Origin of the sequence: Tranquillimonas rosea, assembly GCF_900111315.1 — a bacterium.
Taxonomy (GTDB): domain Bacteria; phylum Pseudomonadota; class Alphaproteobacteria; order Rhodobacterales; family Rhodobacteraceae; genus Tranquillimonas; species Tranquillimonas rosea.
Map to the genome: position 1 here is coordinate 235,427 of NZ_FOGU01000002.1, position 17,694 is coordinate 253,120.

A 17,694-nucleotide genomic window follows, 5' to 3' on the forward strand; every position below is an offset into this window, starting at 1 on the left:
CGGGCGGAATGCCCGTCACCGAAGGGCCAACGGACCGGCGCGGCGGGGGTTCCCCGGCCTACAACGTGGCGTGGCGGGCGCGGGCCGACCGCTCGATCGCCGCGGCGGCCAGCCGGTCGATCGTCAGCTCGTAGCGAATCTCTTCCAGCAGCTGCAACTCGGCCTCGCCCAGCTTGCCGTCGGACGCCGCGACGTCGCAGGCCAGCGCATAGGCGGTCTCGAACAGGCGGGCGGGGAGGTTGTCGCGCACGATCTGGAACAGGGTGTCGAGCCCGTCCTCGTCCAGGAAAAGCTCGAACACGCGCTGCGACACATCGCGGATGCGGCCTTGGTCGTATTCCGCGAAGGCGGGATAGTGGTTGACGATCCGCTCGATCGTCAGAAGCTCGGGCGTGCGGATTTCCTCGTCCGAGGCCGAGATCGCCACCATCAGGGCGACCAGGCAGTCCGGCGCGCTCAGCTTTTCGATCGTGTCGCTCACCGCTCGAGTCCCCCGGTTGTCCTGCGTGTCGCCGGCAATTTATTGACGCGGGCCATAAGGGGCAATAGGAAGCGGCGCCTGCCGGGCGCCCGTTTCCGGCAGGTCACCGTCAATGAGAGTTGGAACCGAGATGTCCGATCTGCGCGATGCCGCGATGCGTTCGAAAGCCTGGCCCTTCGAGGAAGCGCGCCGGGTTCTGAAACGCTATGAGAAGGCGGCACCGGAGAAGGGATACGTCCTGTTCGAGACCGGGTACGGCCCCTCGGGCCTGCCGCATATCGGTACGTTCGGCGAGGTGCAGCGCACCACCATGGTGCGCCGCGCGTTCGAGATCCTGTCGGACATCCCGACCAAGCTGATCTGCTTTTCCGACGACATGGACGGCCTGCGCAAGGTGCCCACCAACGTGCCGAACCAGGAGATGGTCGCCGAGGACCTTCACCTGCCGCTGACGCAGGTGCGCGACCCGTTCGAGACGCATGACAGCTTCGGCGCGCACAACAACGCGCGGCTGCGGGCGTTTCTCGATTCCTTCGGGTTCGAGTACGAGTTCGCTTCCTCGACCGACTATTACCGCGAGGGGCGGTTCGACGCGGCGCTGATGACGGTGCTGGAGCGGTTCGACAAGATCATGGAGATCATGCTGCCCAGCCTCGGCGGGGTCGAGGCCGAGCGCGTGAATACCTATTCGCCGTTCCTCCCCGTGAGCCCCAAGACCGGCAAGGTGCTGCAGGTGCCGACGCTGGAGCGCAACGTGGAGAAGGGCACGATCGTCTACGAAGAGCCCGACGGCGAGCGTGTCGAGCTGCCCGTGACCGGCGGCAACGTCAAGCTGCAGTGGAAGCCCGACTGGGGCATGCGTTGGGCCGCGCTCGGCGTCGATTACGAGATGTACGGCAAGGACCTGATCCCCTCGGCCGAGCTGTCGTCGAAGATCTGCAAGGCGCTGGGGACGAAGGCACCGGAGCTCTACAATTACGAGCTGTTCCTCGACGACAAGGGGACGAAGATCTCCAAGTCCAAGGGCAACGGCCTGTCGATGGACGAGTGGCTGACATACGCCGCGCCCGAGAGCCTGTCGTACTTCATGTACCAGAAGCCCAAGACGGCGAAGCGGCTGCATTTCGACGTGATCCCCAAGGCGGTGGACGAATACCACCAGCAGCTGCGCGCCTATCCCGACCAGGATCTCGACAAGCAACTGGCGAACCCGGTGTTCCACATCCACGGCCAGGACGTTCCGCAATCGGACATGGTCGTGCCGTTCGCCATGCTCCTGAACCTTGCCGCCGTGTCCGGGGCCGAGAGCAAGGACCGGCTGTGGGGCTTTATCCAGCGCTACGCGCCCGACGCCTCGGCCGAGACGCATCCGGGCCTCGACGCGGCTGCGGCGTTCGCGGTGCGGTATTTCCACGATTTCGTCGCGCCCGAGCGCACCTTCCGTGCCCCCGATGCCAAGGAACGCGCCGCGATGGAGGACCTCGCCGCTCGGCTGAAGGCGTGGGACGGCGGGCTGGACCCCGAAGCGCTGCAGTCGGTGGTGTTCGCCGTCGGCAAGGAGCACGGATTCGAGCCGCTGCGCGATTGGTTCAAGGCGCTCTACGAGGTCTTGCTGGGCGCCAGCCAGGGGCCGCGTTTCGGCGGGTTCATCGCGCTTTACGGAATCGACGAGACTGTCGCGCTGATCGAAAAGGGGCTGGCGGGCGAACTGGCCGCCTGAGGCCGCGGGGGCTCAGGCGCCCTCGCGCCAGAGGCCCCACCATGTGCCCCAGCGCTTGACCAGCGGTTTCGGCTTTTCCGCCAGCAGGAACGCGCCCTGCGAAAAGGCGAGCGATCCCAGCCGCTTGCGTTCGTCCACGATGATGCCGCGCAGCTGCTGCGCGATGTCGTCGGCGATGGTCGCCCTGCCGAGCCGCTTGTCGAGTTCGACGAGGTCGTGTTCATCGCCCAGAAGCTCGCTGAGGGTGTCGGCGGCGTCGCGGTGCGCGTCCATCATCACCGGCCATGTCTTCTTCAGCAGCCGGGCGTGGTACCAGTGATATTTCACGCGCTTGCGCCAATCGTGCATGTCGTCGGCGGCCCCCGTGTCCGCCGCGACCGCCATCGCGCCGCGCGCGCGATCATAGGTCTTGGCCATGCCGGGGCCGAGCGCGTCCCAGTCTTTCTCTGCCAGCGTCCAGTCGTCGACCCGCTGACGGATCGCCCGCACCGCGTCGGCCATGGTCATCATGCGGTCGGTGATCTCGTTTCCGCCCTCGGCGGTGGTGCGGTCCCGCGTCAGCTCGGCCCGGAACGGCCCGGTACGGCGACGGTCGAGCGCGTCGGAATACCGCTCGGTCAGCCAGTCGTAGCTTTCGATCCGCGCGGTCAGGTCGCGCATCGGCGACAGCACGCGGGCGGCGTCGCGAAACGCGCGGTTCTCGGCCTTGTAGTCCGGAAAAGCCGGGCGGACGAGCCGGAGCAGACCGCGCACCTTCTTGGCGCTCTTGCGGGCCGTGTGGATGCGCTCGTGCATGTCGTCATCGGTGCCGCGGCCGATCTCGAGCGCGGCGAGCGCGGTGTCGAGCTGTTCGCCCGCGATGCGGCGCAGTCCCGCGGCGACATCCGCGTCGGAGGATTTGAAGCTGTAGCTCATGGCGTCAGAACGCGGCCCGACCATCGCGCGTTCCCGGAAACTCGGCAGCGATGACAGGGAGTTGCGCGTCCAACGCCCGGCGCGGTGAAACCGGTCGGCCGGGTGGCCCGTATCTGTGGGCAGAGCACGGAGGACGCCATGCGCCGGATTTGCCTGACACTTCTCACCGCCCTCGCGCTGAGCCTGCCCGCCACGGCGCAAGAGAACGCCGCTGCGCCGGCGATCGAGGACGTGATCGCCGACCAGATGCGGGCGTTCCGGTCCGAGGACGTCGACACCGCCTTCACCTTTGCCTCGCCGGGGATCAAGGGCCTGTTCCAGACGCCCGAACGCTTTGGCGCGATGGTGCGGCAGGGCTATCCGATGGTGTATCGCAACGCCGAGGTCGGGTTCCTGGAACTGCGCGAGATCGACGGCGCGCTGTGGCAGAAGGTGACGGTGCGTGACGCGTCCGGCGCGTATCACGTGCTGGATTACCAGATGATCCGCACCGAGGACGGCTGGCAGATCGACGGCGTGCGCCTGTTGCGTCAGCCGCAGGTGGGCGCCTGACAGCACGGTGGTCTCAGCCGCGGTTAACGCGGTGTTGCTAGACCTTTTCCGCAACAGCGCCGCGAGGAGCGGCTTGCGGGAAAGGATAGCCGATGAACAAAGCGATCACCGACGGCCTTGTGCTGACGCCGCCCCCTTTTGCCAACGGTCTGGACGTGTGGTCGCGGGGGGACGGAACGCCCGGCGGCGCCAGTTACGCCGATGCCGACGACGCGGCCTTCGTGCCGTCCGATCCGGATTTCGGCGGATGTCTCGAGATCCTCAAGACGGAAAGCCTGCAGCGGCTGCGCTATGCCGGCGAGACGCCGCTGCTGCCGGGGTGCTACCTGCGCGTGAGGGCGCGGGTGAAGGCCGTCTCGGGCAACCGGCCGACCGTTCGCATCGCCGCCCATGCCGGGGCCGCCGGGGGCGGTGCGGTGCAGGGCGTGGTGACGCGCGGTCCGTCCGTGACGCTTGAGACCTATGGAGAGGTCGTCGAGGTCAGCGCCATCGTCGGCAGCGGGCCGAGAACCGGCGTCCACATGGTGTGGGGGACGGATGCCCTCTATGGCCATTTCGGGGTGGACCTGTCGGGGCCGAACGGCGGGGTGGTGCGGATCGACGACCTGACGATCGAAGACGTCACCGGCGCCTTCCTGCGCGACATGATGGACTGGGTCGACGTGCGCGACTTCGGCGCGGTGGGGGACGGCACGACCGACGACCGGGCCGCGTTCGAGGCGGCGGATGCCGCCGCCGGGGGGCGCCGCATCCTGGTGCCCGAGGGTGCGTTCCGCATTGGCGGGCCGCTGGTACTGGACAGCGCCGTGCGCTTTCAGGGGCGTATCGTGCAGGCGGCGGAGGATCGGTTCGTGCTGCGCAAGGGGTTCGACCTAGCGGCGTATGCGGATGCGTTCGGGGATGAGCTTCTGGCGTTTCGCAAGGCGTTCCAGGCGCTACTGAACGAGGCCGATCACGACAGCCTGGACCTGTGCGGCCGGCGGATCGACGTGACCGCTCCGGTGGACCTCCAGGCCGCAGTGGGCAACCGCGCCCGGTTCGAGACGCGGCGGGTGATCCGCAACGGGGCGTTCAACGCGGTCGACGGCCCCGACTGGGACACCGGCGTGGTGACCAGCCAGGCGCGCTATAGCGCGGACAATCCCAAAACGTTGACCGACGTGGCGAACGTGGCCAATATCGAGGTCGGCTCGCTGGTCGCAGGCGATGGCGTCGGGCGCGAGGTCTATGTCACCGCGAAGAATGTCGGTGCCGGGACGGTGACGCTGGCGCAAGAGCTGCATGCTCCAGCGGGGGTGCAGGCCTATACCTTCCGGCGGTTCCGCTATGTTCTGGATTTCTCCGGGTTCGAGAAGCTGTCGAAATTCGCGCTGGAAGGCGTCGAGCTGCAGATGAACGACCGGGCGAGCGGCGTGATGCTGGCGCCGCAAGGCGCGCTGTTCCAGCTGAAGGACTGCTTCGTGACCAAGCCCAGGGACCGCGGCCTGAGCTCGCCGGGCCGGGGCTGTCAGGGGATGCAGATCGACGGCTGCAACTTTACCTCGTCCGAGCTGTCGCAGGCCGCGACGCAGCGCACGAGCGTCGGCTTCAACGTCAACGCCAACGATCCCAAGATCCGCGGCAACCGCTTCCAGCAGTTCGGCACGACGATGGTGCTGTGCGGGGCCGGCAACCTTCTGGTGGGCAACCACTGGTTCCAGGGCGATACCCGCACTGACGGCGCGCGGGCGGCCGGGCTGGTGCTGACACAGACGAACGTCAAGACGGTGATCACCGGCAACTACCTGGACAATTCCTTTGTCGAGTGGACAAATGAGCACGACGCGCGGCCGGCCTTCTCCAGCGAGTTCTCGTTCGGCGGTCTCTCGTTTTCGGGCAACATCTTTACCGCCAACGACGTCGCGGCGTCGTTCCGCTGGATCGTGGTGCGGCCCTGCGGCTGGGGGCATTTCATCAATGGGCTGACGGTGACAGGCAACACGTTCAAGGTGCTCAACTCGACGATCCAGCGGGTCGAGCGTCTGGACGATTCGATCGCCGCGCTGGACCGCGGGCGGATGCGGAACGTCACCTTTGCCGGGAACACTTTCAACGGGGTCGGGCAGGCGACGATCAACCCGGTCGTGCTGGACTACGCGCAGAACACCAACGCGGCGACCTGGACGCTGGCGGCGGGCGCGTATCTGCCGTTCGGCGGCGCGGCCCGGACGGTGGTGGCGGTGGTCCCCGAGGGCGAGATCCGGACGACCGGCGGCGCGGCGGTACATGCCATGCCGTCGGTGACGCCACGGGCCGGGGCCGGGGAGGGGAGCGTGCGTCTGGGCTGGCCGGTGCCGGCGCGGGGGCGGGTACAGGTCACCGTCCGCGCGGATTCTCCGATCTAGGGCAGGTCGCAGGGGTCGAGCCGTGTGGCCCGGCCGAAGCCGCCGTTCAGCAGCCCGCCTTCGGGCGTGAAGGTGACGATATGGAAATCCGCGAAGTCGATGTAGAGCTTCGTCTTCGGCAGCCGGTCGAGGAGCTGGGCGCGGAGGGTGCGGTGCTCGGCCCCGTCGCGGGGCACGAAGGCGGCCACGACGTGCAGGGTCAAGCGGGGATGCGCCAGCGGGTCGCCGCGCCCGGCCTCGCCGACCAGAAGCGCAGCGCGGGGATGCGCCCGCAGTGCGGCGGTGTGTGGCGCAAGGTCCGATACGAGGCTGAGCAGCCCCGCCTCGGGCCCGGTGCAGAGCGCGATCCGGCTGACCGAAGGCGTACCCGTCTCGGCGCGGGTGACGGCAAGGGCGGCATGGTCGGCTTCTCGGATCAGCCGCGCGGCGAGGGCGCGGCTGTCTGCGTCGGGCGGGCGGAACGGGTCGTTTGGCATCGGGCCTCGTCGTGCTGCGGTACGCCGAGGCTAGAACGTGAACCAGGTTCCCGCCAGCAGGCCGCGCTTGCCCTCGTCGTCGGGCGACCAGATCCCGCCGATCTGAAGGTCCATGCGTTTGGTTGCGCGGCGGACATAGGACGGGGCGAGCACCCAGTCGCTGTCCTCGTCGTCGCCATCACGGCGCAGCTGGAGGATGGCGTGGGAGCGGTCGTCGGGGTTGAGGCCCAGCGTGATCTCGATCTTCGAGGCACGGTTGCCGGTGTCGAGCCCGATCTCGGCCGCCGCGTCGAGCGACACCCAGCCGGGCCGCCCCAGCGCGGTGAGCCCGCGGCCCCAGGACAGGCCGGGGCGCAGCAGCGGCTCGCCCCTGCCCGCATCGTCGGTGCGGTGGCCGAGCCCAAGTTCGGCCGCCACGCGATAGGGTGGGGTGACCGGGACCGCCACGCGCAGGAAGCCGTATGTCTCGCCGCTCTCGGTAGCGGTGGCGCGGCCGTACTTGGCGCCGAGGGTCAGGCCCGGCCGGGCGCCCCATTCGGCATAGGTCGCGCCCCAGAGGTCGCGCACGCCGTCCTCTTCGGTCAGTTCCGAGACGCTGCTGATGAACAGCTCTCCCTCCTCCCTCAGCCAGGGGCCGCCTAGGGCGGGGCCGGCGCAGAGCAGGGCGGCGGCAAGGAGGGCACGGCGCATGGGCGGTCTCCTATCAGGTCGGAGACAACCATGCCGGGCAGAGAATTAAGGCCGCGTTAAGCGCCGCGTCAGGCGGCGGCGACCAGCGGCGCGGGCGTGAAGCGGTAGCCGCGTCCGAAGGCCGTCTCGATCGCATCCGAGGGGCCGCCGGCGGCCGCGATCTTCTTGCGGATGCGGCAGACATAGACGTCGAGGATGCGGATCTCGGGCTCGTCGTCCCATGCGTAGAGCCGGGTCATCATTTCGTCCTTGCCGATCAGGTGCCCGGCCCGCAGCACCATCATCTCGACGATCTCGTATTCCAGCCGGGTGAGGTGCAGGAGCGTCCCGGCGACCGTGACCCGGCGCGCGCCGAGGTCGAGTGTCAGGGGACCGTGCTCGATGCGGTCGGTGGCGAAGCCGGTGGCGCGGCGAACCATCGTGCGCAGGCGCGCGGCGCTTTCGGCGGGGCGCATCCGTGCCGACCCGAGCACCAGGTCGGCGCCGGCCTCGTACAGCGCGGCGCGATCGGTCTCGCGGCGCGGCGGCAGGACGAGAGCGGGCAGGGTGGCCGACCGCGCGCGCAGCGTCCGCAGCGCGGCGGGGCCGGCGAGATCGGGGAGGGTTGGGTCGAGCACGACCGCATCCTGCGCGCCGTGGTCCAGTGCGTGCAGAAAGTCGGCGGCGGTTTCGACGCGGCTGATCAGCAGGCCCTGGGACATCAGATCGTGGGCCATGGCGGTAGCGGCCCAGGTGGTTTCGGTAACGAGAACGCGCATGGTCTTTCTCCCATCGGACGGGGCCGGTCGAGCCGGCGGGCAAAACAGGGGTGTCGTGCGTTCGCACGGACTGCGGCGCGGTGGCCGGACCCGTTCTGGGGAGAGGCGCGGGCTTTGCCGCGCGGGGCCAGTGGCCCATCGAGGGGCCGCGGTGCATGCTTGACGGGATGCTGCCGGAGCGTGGCGGAAACGCGGCAGCACCGCGCCGAAAGTCCGGAAAATACCAAGGCACCGCAGGAACGGCGCGGAAGGTATTGAGATCGCGCGGCTTTCCACATCATGGTGTGCCGGTGACGCCGGGCGGGACAGGACATGCTGTATTTCGAGACGGAGAACCTGGTCTATCTGGCCAACCCCAAGACCGGTTCGATGGCGGTCGAGGCCGCGCTGGCGGGGCGTGCGGCGATGGAGATCCGCTCGCCCTCCGGCCTGCGTCACATGAACGTCGCGGGCTTCCGCAATAGCCTGGAGCCGATGATCACCCGCCACTCGGGCCGGGCGCCGGAGCTCTTCGTTGTCGTGCGCGAGCCGCTCTCTCACCTGCTGAGCTGGTACCGCTATCGCCGGCGCGGCCAGATCGCCGGCAGCCCGAAGAGCACGGCGGGCCTGACGGCAGAGGCGTTCCTGCTGGAGACGCTGAAGGACGAGCCCGCGCCCTGCGCTCGGGTCGGCAGCCAGAGCCGGTTCGTGGGCGAATGGACGAAAAAGGCGCCGCCCGACTTCCTGTTTCCCTACGAGCGGCCCGAGCGGCTGCGCGGGTTCCTAGAGGCGCGGTTCGGCGCGGTGGAACTGCCGCAGGTCAATGTCTCGCCGCGCGAGGAACTGACGGTGTGCGCCGAGATCGCGGCGCGGGTCCGGGCGGCGCGGGCCGCCGATGTCGCGCTGTACGAACGGGTTCTGGCAAGCTCCGCCTGATGAGGCTGACGGAATATCTGATGTACGTTGCCCAAAATTGCTCGCTCCTCTAGGCTGCCTTTGGTCAAGAAGTCGGAAAAGAGCATGAGCAGACCCACCGTCCACGATGTCGCCCGCACCGCCGGGGTCAGCCTGTCGACCGTCGACAGGGTGTTGAACGGCCGCGACGGGGTGCGCGCGGCGACGCTCGAACGGGTCAACGCGGCGATGCGCGAGTTGGGTTACCAGCGCGACGTGGCGGCGGCGAACCTGTCCAAGCGGCGGCGCTATCGTCTGCGGTTCTTTCTGCCCGAGGGGCCCAACGCCTTCATGCGCGGGGTGCAGGACGAGGTGGAGTCCTGCGGCTCGGAGATGTGGCCGGAGCGGGTCGAGTTGTCGGTCGAGACGGTGCCGCCGTTCGACGCCGAGGCGCTGGCCGAGCGGCTGCGCGCGGTCGATCCCGAGGCGGTCGACGGGCTGGCGGTGGTCGCCACCGACAGTGCGGCGGTGATGGCCGCGATCGCGCGCTTGGTGGAGGCCGGGGTGCCGGTGGTGACGCTGGTCTCCGACCTGCCGTCTTCGCGCCGGGGGTATTTCGTGGGGATCGACAACGTGGTCGCCGGGCGGACTGCGGCGGGTCTTTTGGGGCGTTTCTGCCGGTTCCGGCCTGGAAAGGTGGCTGTCATCGCCGGATCGATGGTGGTGCGCGACCATGTCGAGCGGCGGCTGGGGTTCGAGCAGGTGATGCGCAGCGAGTTTCCCACGCTCGAGGTCATGCCGACGATCGAGGGCCTCGACGACGCCGACGTGGTCGCGGACAAGCTTGGGGCGCTTCTGGCGGCGCATGACGACCTTGTAGGAATCTACAGCCTGGGCGCGGGGAATCGCGGGGTGATCCGGGCGCTGTCGGACACGCCCGAGGCCGAGCGACCGGCGATCGTGGTGCACGAACTGACGCCCCATACGCGCGAGGCGCTTCTGTCGGGTATGTTCGACGCGGCGATCAACCAGGACATCGGCCGCGAGGTGCGCGGCGCGGTCCGGGCGCTGCGGGCGCTGATCGACGGGGCCTCGCCCGAGGCGGCGGGTGAGCGGATCGGTGTCGAGGTTTTCCTGCGCGACAACCTTCCCTGAGCGGGCCTACGCGGCGCCGCCCAAAAATGGTATACCAAATTTGCGTCACGGCTTTTCCTGATGTACGTTAGTCAAACGATGTGATTCGAGAGGCCGGTCCGTCCGGCCGCCAGATCATGCAGGGAGGATAGCATGAGACATTCCGTTGCGACGGCCGCGCTGCTTATCGGTGTGGCGGGTGCCAACGCCGCGATGGCGCAGACCGAGATCAACGTTCTGCGCGTGGCCGTGAACGACGAGCAAGAGGCCTATTACGAAGAGATTGCGCAGGCCTACGAAGAGCAGAACGACGGCGTGACCGTCACCTTCGAGTACATCGCCAACGAGGCGTACAAGTCGAAGCTGCCGACGCTGCTGCAATCCGACGCCCGGCCCGACATCTTCTACAGCTGGGGCGGTCAGACGCTGGTGGAGCAGGCGAATGCCGGTTTCCTGCAGGGCATCTCGGACATGCTGCCCGAAGAGATGACCGGCACCATCCCCGAGGCCGGGCTGAACGCCTATACGGTGGACGGCAATCTCTATGGCCTGCCGCTCTACGCGACCGAGGTGGTGTTCTGGACCAACACCGCGCTGACCGAAGAGGCCGGGGTCGACATCGACCAGATCGAGACCTGGGAAGATTTCCTGGGAGCTGTGCAGACGCTGAAGGATGCGAGCGTCACGCCGATCATCGCCGGCGGTCAGGACAAGTGGCCGCTGCACTTCTACTGGAGCTACCTCGCGTTGCGCGAAGGCGGTCCCGACGTGGTGAGCGATGCGATGGCGGGCGAGAACGGCGGCTTCGAAAGCGAAGCATTCGTCGAAGCCGGCAAGGAGTTCCAGAAGCTCACCGACATGGAGCCGTTCCAGTCGGGCTTCATGGGCACGACCTACGAGACGGCGAGCGGCATGTTCGCCGACGGCGAGGGCGCGTTCCATCTGATGGGCGACTGGGACTACCTGCCGATGCGCGAGCGCTCGACCAGCGGCGAGGGCCTGCCGGATGAGCAACTGGCGATCTTCAGCTTCCCCGTCCTGGCCGACCCGGTGTCCGAGGGGGGCGAGGGCGCCACGCTGGGCGGCATCAACGGCTGGGCGGTGTCGCAATCGGCCGAGCCCGAGGCGGTGGACTTCCTCGCCTTCATGCTGAGCGAGGAGAACCAGCGCAAGGCGGCCGAGCAGGAGCTGTTCATCCCGATCGTCGAGGGTACCGGCGACGCGCTGTCCAACCCGTTCTACCAGCAGGTGTCCGAGGACATCACGAACAGCAGTTACCACCAGATCTTCCTGGACCAGTTCCTGGGGGCCTCGGTGGGCGCGACCGTGAACGACATCTCGGCCGACCTCGCGCAGGACGCGATCACGCCGGAAGAGGCGGCGGCGCAGGTCCAGGAGGCCTGGGACTTCCGCTGAGCCTTGCCGCGGCGCGCGCCTGACCCGCGCGCGCCGCGCATCCGCTTCATCCGATCCTAACCGAGCATCTGGGGGATGGCATGGCCACTTCCGTCGCCAGCCGGCGTCTGTCGGCGTCCGAGCGCCTGCGCCGCAGTCTGAACAACGGGCGCGTCACAGCGGCCCTGATCCTGCTGCCGCCCGCGCTGATCCTGTTCACGCTGTTCGTCATGCTGCCCCTGGGCGAGTCGGTGTACTACGCCTTCTTCAACTGGAACGGCTACGGCACGCCGACCGACTATGTCGGGATGGAGAACTTCCAGCGGATCGCCGGCCATTCGGTGTTCCAGAAGGCGGTGACGAACACGCTCAAGATCGTCGCGATCTCGCTGTTCCTGCAGATGCCGCTGGCGCTGCTGCTGGCGCTGCTGATCTATCGCAAGACCCCGACGAACGCGCTGTTCCGGTTGATCTTCTTCGTGCCCTACATCCTGGCCGAGGTCGCCGCGGGCCTGATCTGGAGCTTCGTCTTCGACGGCAATTACGGCGTGACCGCGTCGATCGCGCAGTCGATGGGCGTCGAGAGCTTCTTCATCCTGGCGGACCGTGACTGGGCCTTCGTGGCGGTGATGACGGTGATCGTGTGGAAGTATTTCGGCTTTCACATGATGATCTACATCGCCGCCCTGCAGAGCGTGCCAGAGGACCTGATCGAGGCCGCGCGGATCGAGGGCGCCAAGCGCCACCAGATCGTGCGCTACGTTCAGATCCCCCAGATCAAGCACGCGCTGGTGGTGAGCGCCTTCTTCGCGATCATCGGCGCGCTGCAGGTGTTCGACATCATCATACCGCTGACCAATGGCGGCCCGTCGAACCAGACCCACACCATCGTCACCTATCTCTACACCTTCGGGCTGACGCGGCTGAACATCGGCTTCGGCAGCGCGGTGGGCGTGATCCTGTTCATCGCGGCGATCACGGTGGCGGTCTTCTACCAGCGCTTCTTCATGAACCGGAGCGAGACATGACCCGCGGCCACATCATCCGCAACATCCTGCGCGTCGGCTTCCTGTGCATCGTGGCGAGCTTCGTGCTGGCGCCGATGCTGGCCACGGTGCTGGGCGGCTTCAAGACCAACGCCGAAATCCGCACCAGCGCCTTCGCGCTGCCCGACAGCTGGAACTGGGAGTTCTACGGCTCGATCGTCAGCGACCCGATGTTCTGGCGCTATCTCGGCAACTCGCTGCTCATCTCGACGTTGGCGGTGGTGCTGACGCTGATCGTCGGCGCGGCGGCGGCCTATGTCTTTGCCCAGATCCGGTTCTTCGGCTCGCGCATGCTGTTCTCGTACCTGCTGCTGGGTCTGATGTTCCCGTTCGCCACGGCGATCCTGCCGCTGTTCATCAAGGTCCGCGACATCGGGCTCTTGGACACCTACTGGGCGGTGATCCTGCCGCAGGCGGCGTTCAGCCTGAGCCTTGCCATCCTGCTGTTCCGCACCTTCTTCGAGCAGCTGCCGAAAGAGCTGTTCGAGGCCGCCTATATCGACGGCTGCGGCTACGTGCGCTTCTTCTGGCGCTTCACCCTGCCGCTGTCGACGCCGATCCTGGCGACGGTGGGCGTGTTCGTCTTCGTTCAGAGCTGGAACAACTTCCTGTTGCCGCTGGTGGTGCTGAACAGCCGCGAGGCGTTCACCTGGCCCTTGGGCATGATGCAGTTCCGCGGAGAGTTCGTGACCGAGTGGAACCGCACGCTGGCCTTCGTGACGCTGACCATCGTGCCCGCGATCGTCTTCTTCCTCGCCGCGCAGAAATACATCGTCGCCGGTCTCACGGGCGGCGCCGTCAAGGGATGACCATGACCGAAATCCAGAACCCGATCCTGCCCGGCTTCAACCCGGACCCCTCGATCCTGCGTGTCGGCGACGACTACTACATCGCGACCTCGACGTTCGAGTGGTATCCGGGCGTGCAGATCCATCACTCGCGCGACCTGAGGCACTGGCGGCTGCTGACGCGCCCGCTGGACCGGGCGGCGCAGCTCGACATGCGGGGCGACCCGGATTCGGGCGGCGTCTGGGCGCCGTGCCTGACCCGCGCGGACGGGCAGTTCTGGCTGATCTACACCGACATGAAGCGCCGCGACGGGGCGTGGAAGGACAGCCACAACTACCTCGTCACCGCCCCCGCGATCGAGGGGCCGTGGTCCGATCCGGTCTACCTGAACTCGTCGGGGTTCGACCCGTCGCTGTTCCACGACGAGGACGGGCGCAAGTGGCTTCTCAACATGGTCTGGGACCACAACCAAACCGGGGGCGACCGGTTCGGCGGCATCCTGTGCCAGGAATACTCGGTGGCCGAGCAGCGGCTGACGGGGCCGGTGCACAACATCTACCGCGGCACCGATCACAAGCTGACAGAGGGGCCGCATCTCTACCGCCGCGACGGCTACTACTACCTGCTGACGGCCGAGGGCGGCACCGGCTATGACCACGCGGTGACGATGGCGCGCTCGCGCGACCTGCTGGGCCCGTATGAGACCGATCCCCAAAAGCACCTCGTCACCGCCAAGGACGCGCCCGACGCGTATCTGCAACGCGCGGGTCACGGTGACATCGTCGAGACGCAGGGCGGGGAATTCTACCTGGTGCATCTGTGCTCTCGCCCGCTGGACGAGACCCGCGCGACCGAGACGGGGCGCGCGGACGGCATCCACGCCGACGATGTGCGCCGCTCGCCCCTGGGCCGCGAGACCGCGATCCAGAAACTGACATGGGAGCCCGGCGCCTTTCCCCGTCTGGCCCATGGCGGCCCGGCGCCCGCCGCGACGGTCCCGGCGCCCGACCTGCCCGAGCATCCATTCGATGCCACGCCGGCGCGGACCACGTTCGCCCCCGACCGCCTGCCGATCGACTTCCAGTGGCTGCGCATCCCCGCGCCCGAACGGCTGTTCTCACTGACCGAGCGGCCCGGCGCGCTGCGGCTCTTCGGGCGGGAATCGCCGGGTTCGCAGTTCGAGCATGCGCTGGTGGCCCGCCGCCAGACCGAAATCGCCTTTACCGCCGAGACCGAGATCGACATGCAGCCGGGCGACTACCAGCACTTCGCCGGTCTCGTGGCGTGGTACGGGCGATTCAAGTTCCACTACCTCGCCGTCACCGCCAACGAGGCGGGCGAGCGGGTGCTGACGGTCTATTCCTGTCCCGCCGACTGGCCCGACGCGCGGATTACCCTGCCGATTGCGCCGATCCCGCTGCCGGGCGAGGCCCCGGTCCGGCTGGGTTGCGACGTCGACGGGGCGGTGCTGCGGTTCCGCTATGCCCGCGAGGGCGGCGACTGGCGCGACCTCGGGATCGCGCTCGACCAGTCGGCGATCTCGGACGAGGCGGGGAACGGACCCGGAAACAACTTTACCGGCGCCTTCGTGGGGATGTGCGCGCACGATACGTCGGGCCGCGGCCGGCCCGCCGATTTCCTGCACTTCTTCTACGAGGCCCGGTGATGCAACGAACGAGGAGAGTCCGTCATGGCTGAAGTCCGCCTGCAGAACGTCAGCAAGGCGTTCGGCAATCTCACCGTCATCCCGGACCTGAACCTGACCGTGCCCGACGGGTCGTTCACGGTTCTGGTTGGGCCGTCGGGCTGCGGCAAGTCCACGCTCTTGCGGATCATCTCGGGGCTCGAGATGCCGAGCGAGGGGGACGTGATGATCGGTGGCGACACGGTCACGCTGGAAGAGCCGTCGAAGCGCGGCATCTCGATGGTGTTCCAGTCCTACGCGCTCTATCCGCACATGACGGTGGCGCAGAACATCGATTTCGGCCTGCGCCTGTCCAAGACCTCGGCCGAAGAGCGCGAGGCCCGCGTGGCCGAGGCGGCGCGCATCCTGGCCCTGGAGGACTACCTCGACCGCAAGCCGGGGCAGCTGTCCGGCGGCCAGCGGCAGCGCGTGGCGATCGGCCGGTCGATCGTTCGCAAGCCGCGGGTGTTCCTGTTCGACGAGCCGCTGTCGAACCTCGACGCCGCGTTGCGTACGCAGATGCGGGTCGAGCTGGCACAGCTGCACCAATCGCTCGACGCGACGATGATCTACGTCACCCACGATCAGGTCGAGGCGATGACCCTGGCGGACCAGATCGTCGTGATGAACGCCGGCCGGATCGAGCAGGTCGGCGCGCCGATGGACCTCTACGACCGGCCGCAGACCGAGTTCGTCGCCGGCTTCATCGGCTCGCCCAAGATGAACCTGCTGTCCGGCTCGGCCATCGGTCGGGACGACGTGAAAACCGTGGGCATCCGGCCCGAGCACATCACCGTCGATGCCGAGAGCGGCGACTGGCCGGCGACGGCGCAAGTTGTCGAGACGCTGGGCGCAGACACCATCGCCTACATGAAGGGCGACGACATGGGCGACGTGACCGTTCGTCTGCCCGGCCACATGCGGCTGACGGCGGGCGAGCGCCTGTACCTGACGCCGGCGCGCGAGAACCTGCACCTTTTCGGGCATGACGGCGCCCGCATGGAGACCCACGCATGACCCCCCTTGGCATCGGCATCGTCGGCTGCGGCGTCATCAGCGACATCTACCTCAAGAACGCGGCGCTGTTCCCGCAGATCGAGGTGCGCGCGGTCGCCGATCAGCGCCCCGAGGCCGCGCGCGAGAAGGGCGAGGCCCACGGCGTGCCCGCGATGGGAACGGTCGCGCTGCTGAACCGCGACGACATCGACATCGTGCTTAACCTGACCGTTCCGGCCGCGCACGTGGAGGTCGGGCTCGCCGCGCTCGCGTCGGGCAAGCACGTCTATTCCGAAAAGCCGCTGGCCGGCAGCGTGGCCGAGGCGCGGCAACTGACCGACGCCGCCGCGGCGCGGGGGCTGCGGCTGGGCTGCGCGCCCGACACGTTCCTCGGCGGCGCGCACCAGACCGCACGGGCGCTGGTGGACGCGGGCCGGATCGGCCGGCCGACCGCCGGCACCGCGACGCTGATGCTGGCGGGCCACGAGCGCTGGCATCCTAATCCCGACTTCTACTACGCCGGGGCCGGGGCGGGGCCGCTGATGGACATGGGCCCCTACTACGTCACCGCGATGGTCAACCTTCTGGGTCCGGTGTCGCGGGTCACCGCCATGGCGGCCAGGGGGCGCGAGACGCGCACCATCGCCACCGGCCCCCGCGCGGGTGAGGAGGTGCCGGTCGAGGTGCCGACCCACATCACCGGCGTGATGGAATTCGCCAGCGGCGCGCTGGTGCAGATCGTCACCAGCTTCGACGTCAGGGCGCACCGGCACACGCCGCTGGAGCTCTACGGCACCGAAGGTTCGCTGCTGATCCCCGACCCGAACCGCTTCGACGGCACGGTCGAGCTGTTCGCCAGCGACTGGCAGGCGCAGGAGACCGGCCACGCCCACGGCGACGGCAATTATCGTGGGCTGGGGCTGGCGGACATGGCCGCCGGCATCGCCGAAGGGCGCCCGCACCGCGCCTCGGGCGCGCTCGCGCTGCATGCGCTCGACGTGATGGAATCGCTCCTGGCCTCGGCCGCGAGCGGCACGGCGGTGACGCTTTCGACAACCTGCGAGCGGCCCGCGCCGCTTGCCCCCGGCGGCCATACCGGTCGGATCGAGACAATGGAGACGGCATGACCAAGGCACTGATTTTCTACGGCGGCTGGGACGGCCACGAACCCGAGGCGACCTCGGCCATCGTCGAGCGGATGCTGACGGACGAGGGGATAGAGGTGCGGCGCGAGGCGGGCACCGGCGTGTTGGCCGAGGACGATCTCGGCCGCTACGACCTGATCGTGCCGATGACGACCCAGGTGCAGATCGACAAGGATGCGTTGCAGAACCTGATCGCGGCGGTCGAGGCGGGCAGCGGCCTGGGCGGCTTTCACGGCGGCATGGGCGATGCGTTCCGGATGGAGCCGGCCTATCAGTTCATGGTCGGCGGCCAGTGGGTCGCCCATCCCGGCAACATCATCGACTATCGCGTCGAGATCACGCGCCCCGACGATCCGGTCGTGGCGGGGATCGGCGACTTCGACTATCGCTCCGAGCAGTACTTCATGCATGTCGATCCTGGGATCGAGGTGCTGGCGACGACGACCTTCGATGGCACCCACGCGCCCTGGACGAAGGGCACCGTCATGCCGGTGGTGTGGAAGCACCGCTACGGCGCGGCGCGCGTCTTCTACTCGGCGCTGGGGCACGTGGCGTCCGAGTTCGAGGCGCCGCAGATGAAGGAGATCCTGCGCCGCGGGCTGTTGTGGGCCGCGCGCTGAGATTGGGATGACACCGACCGCGCCGACCGAGGCGGC

Annotated in this window: 17 protein-coding genes; 12 read left to right on the top strand and 5 right to left on the bottom strand. The window is 68.2% G+C overall.

The genetic code is table 11. The annotated features are described in order from the left end of the window. Positions 1–58 precede the first annotated feature (58 nt). Positions 59–430, bottom strand: coding sequence for a tellurite resistance TerB family protein (locus tag BMZ25_RS04205; protein WP_092689491.1), 372 nt, complete (start codon positions 428–430; stop codon positions 59–61). Positions 431–611: 181 nt separating this feature from the next. Here BMZ25_RS04205 and BMZ25_RS04210 point away from each other — a divergent pair, with 181 nt between their 5' ends. Beyond that, positions 612–2,201 (top strand): lysine--tRNA ligase, encoded by a 1,590-nt coding sequence (locus BMZ25_RS04210; protein ID WP_092688890.1) that lies wholly within the window; start codon positions 612–614, stop codon positions 2,199–2,201. Positions 2,202–2,213: 12 nt separating this feature from the next. Here the strand turns inward: BMZ25_RS04210 and BMZ25_RS04215 are convergent, their stop codons facing one another. Continuing rightward, positions 2,214–3,116, bottom strand: coding sequence for a CHAD domain-containing protein (locus BMZ25_RS04215; protein WP_177190375.1), 903 nt, complete (start codon positions 3,114–3,116; stop codon positions 2,214–2,216). A 138-nt stretch (positions 3,117–3,254) separates the two neighbouring features. On the opposite strand from BMZ25_RS04215, the gene BMZ25_RS04220 reads away from it, so the two are divergent. Further along, on the top strand, positions 3,255–3,668 hold the full coding sequence (locus BMZ25_RS04220) for a DUF4864 domain-containing protein (protein ID WP_092688896.1): 414 nt from the start codon (positions 3,255–3,257) through the stop codon (positions 3,666–3,668). Positions 3,669–3,760: 92 nt separating this feature from the next. Next, positions 3,761–6,052, top strand: coding sequence for a glycosyl hydrolase family 28-related protein (locus tag BMZ25_RS04225; RefSeq protein ID WP_092688899.1), 2,292 nt, complete (start codon positions 3,761–3,763; stop codon positions 6,050–6,052). Here the strand turns inward: BMZ25_RS04225 and BMZ25_RS04230 are convergent. From BMZ25_RS04230 to BMZ25_RS04240, 3 genes are all read right to left on the bottom strand, one after another. Then, positions 6,049–6,528: a pyridoxamine 5'-phosphate oxidase family protein gene (locus BMZ25_RS04230; RefSeq protein ID WP_092688902.1), complete on the bottom strand. Its 480-nt coding sequence runs from the start codon at positions 6,526–6,528 to the stop codon at positions 6,049–6,051. The genes BMZ25_RS04225 and BMZ25_RS04230 overlap by 4 nt on opposite strands. 30 nt (positions 6,529–6,558) lie before the next feature. Continuing rightward, positions 6,559–7,218, bottom strand: a complete 660-nt coding sequence (locus BMZ25_RS04235) for a hypothetical protein (protein ID WP_092688904.1) — start codon at positions 7,216–7,218, stop codon at positions 6,559–6,561. A 68-nt stretch (positions 7,219–7,286) separates the two neighbouring features. Next, positions 7,287–7,976, bottom strand: a complete 690-nt coding sequence (locus tag BMZ25_RS04240; RefSeq protein WP_092688907.1) for a winged helix-turn-helix domain-containing protein — start codon at positions 7,974–7,976, stop codon at positions 7,287–7,289. A 312-nt stretch (positions 7,977–8,288) separates the two neighbouring features. Between BMZ25_RS04240 and BMZ25_RS04245 the strand changes: the two genes are divergently transcribed. From BMZ25_RS04245 to BMZ25_RS04285, 9 genes are all read left to right on the top strand, one after another. Next, positions 8,289–8,891: a sulfotransferase family protein gene (locus BMZ25_RS04245; RefSeq protein ID WP_092688910.1), complete on the top strand. Its 603-nt coding sequence runs from the start codon at positions 8,289–8,291 to the stop codon at positions 8,889–8,891. 84 nt (positions 8,892–8,975) lie between these two features. Then, entirely contained in the window at positions 8,976–10,004 is a 1,029-nt protein-coding gene (locus tag BMZ25_RS04250; RefSeq protein ID WP_092688913.1) for a LacI family DNA-binding transcriptional regulator, read from the top strand. A 132-nt stretch (positions 10,005–10,136) separates the two neighbouring features. Next, positions 10,137–11,399: an ABC transporter substrate-binding protein gene (locus BMZ25_RS04255; protein WP_092688916.1), complete on the top strand. Its 1,263-nt coding sequence runs from the start codon at positions 10,137–10,139 to the stop codon at positions 11,397–11,399. A gap of 80 nt (positions 11,400–11,479) precedes the next feature. Next, positions 11,480–12,406, top strand: a complete 927-nt coding sequence (locus BMZ25_RS04260) for a carbohydrate ABC transporter permease (protein WP_092688919.1) — start codon at positions 11,480–11,482, stop codon at positions 12,404–12,406. Next, positions 12,403–13,233, top strand: a complete 831-nt coding sequence (locus tag BMZ25_RS04265; protein ID WP_092688922.1) for a carbohydrate ABC transporter permease — start codon at positions 12,403–12,405, stop codon at positions 13,231–13,233. The genes BMZ25_RS04260 and BMZ25_RS04265 overlap by 4 nt, the downstream gene beginning before the upstream one ends. Positions 13,234–13,235: 2 nt before the next feature. Further along, positions 13,236–14,879, top strand: coding sequence for a glycoside hydrolase family 43 protein (locus BMZ25_RS04270; protein WP_092688925.1), 1,644 nt, complete (start codon positions 13,236–13,238; stop codon positions 14,877–14,879). Positions 14,880–14,903: 24 nt separating this feature from the next. After that, positions 14,904–15,914 (top strand): ABC transporter ATP-binding protein, encoded by a 1,011-nt coding sequence (locus BMZ25_RS04275; protein WP_092688928.1) that lies wholly within the window; start codon positions 14,904–14,906, stop codon positions 15,912–15,914. Next, the gene (locus tag BMZ25_RS04280; RefSeq protein WP_092688931.1) at positions 15,911–17,020 is read left to right on the top strand and encodes a Gfo/Idh/MocA family protein; all 1,110 of its coding nucleotides are present in this window, start codon (positions 15,911–15,913) and stop codon (positions 17,018–17,020) included. Before BMZ25_RS04275 ends, BMZ25_RS04280 begins: the two co-directional genes overlap by 4 nt. Continuing rightward, positions 17,017–17,658 carry a ThuA domain-containing protein gene (locus tag BMZ25_RS04285; RefSeq protein WP_092688934.1) on the top strand — a complete coding sequence of 214 codons (642 nt, stop codon included), beginning with the start codon at positions 17,017–17,019 and terminating at the stop codon, positions 17,656–17,658. Before BMZ25_RS04280 ends, BMZ25_RS04285 begins: the two co-directional genes overlap by 4 nt. Positions 17,659–17,694 lie beyond the last annotated feature (36 nt).

Coding starts and splice junctions, on each gene's coding strand:
- BMZ25_RS04205 (WP_092689491.1), bottom strand. CDS start 430: ATGGTGGCGATCTCGGCCTCGGACGAGGAAATCCGCACGCCCGAGCTT.
- BMZ25_RS04250 (WP_092688913.1), top strand. CDS start 8,976: ATGAGCAGACCCACCGTCCACGATGTCGCCCGCACCGCCGGGGTCAGC.
- BMZ25_RS04225 (WP_092688899.1), top strand. CDS start 3,761: ATGAACAAAGCGATCACCGACGGCCTTGTGCTGACGCCGCCCCCTTTT.
- BMZ25_RS04280 (WP_092688931.1), top strand. CDS start 15,911: ATGACCCCCCTTGGCATCGGCATCGTCGGCTGCGGCGTCATCAGCGAC.
- BMZ25_RS04260 (WP_092688919.1), top strand. CDS start 11,480: ATGGCCACTTCCGTCGCCAGCCGGCGTCTGTCGGCGTCCGAGCGCCTG.
- BMZ25_RS04275 (WP_092688928.1), top strand. CDS start 14,904: ATGGCTGAAGTCCGCCTGCAGAACGTCAGCAAGGCGTTCGGCAATCTC.
- BMZ25_RS04270 (WP_092688925.1), top strand. CDS start 13,236: ATGACCGAAATCCAGAACCCGATCCTGCCCGGCTTCAACCCGGACCCC.
- BMZ25_RS04235 (WP_092688904.1), bottom strand. CDS start 7,218: ATGCGCCGTGCCCTCCTTGCCGCCGCCCTGCTCTGCGCCGGCCCCGCC.
- BMZ25_RS04230 (WP_092688902.1), bottom strand. CDS start 6,528: ATGCCAAACGACCCGTTCCGCCCGCCCGACGCAGACAGCCGCGCCCTC.
- BMZ25_RS04245 (WP_092688910.1), top strand. CDS start 8,289: ATGCTGTATTTCGAGACGGAGAACCTGGTCTATCTGGCCAACCCCAAG.
- BMZ25_RS04285 (WP_092688934.1), top strand. CDS start 17,017: ATGACCAAGGCACTGATTTTCTACGGCGGCTGGGACGGCCACGAACCC.
- BMZ25_RS04265 (WP_092688922.1), top strand. CDS start 12,403: ATGACCCGCGGCCACATCATCCGCAACATCCTGCGCGTCGGCTTCCTG.
- BMZ25_RS04255 (WP_092688916.1), top strand. CDS start 10,137: ATGAGACATTCCGTTGCGACGGCCGCGCTGCTTATCGGTGTGGCGGGT.
- BMZ25_RS04210 (WP_092688890.1), top strand. CDS start 612: ATGTCCGATCTGCGCGATGCCGCGATGCGTTCGAAAGCCTGGCCCTTC.
- BMZ25_RS04215 (WP_177190375.1), bottom strand. CDS start 3,116: ATGAGCTACAGCTTCAAATCCTCCGACGCGGATGTCGCCGCGGGACTG.
- BMZ25_RS04240 (WP_092688907.1), bottom strand. CDS start 7,976: ATGCGCGTTCTCGTTACCGAAACCACCTGGGCCGCTACCGCCATGGCC.
- BMZ25_RS04220 (WP_092688896.1), top strand. CDS start 3,255: ATGCGCCGGATTTGCCTGACACTTCTCACCGCCCTCGCGCTGAGCCTG.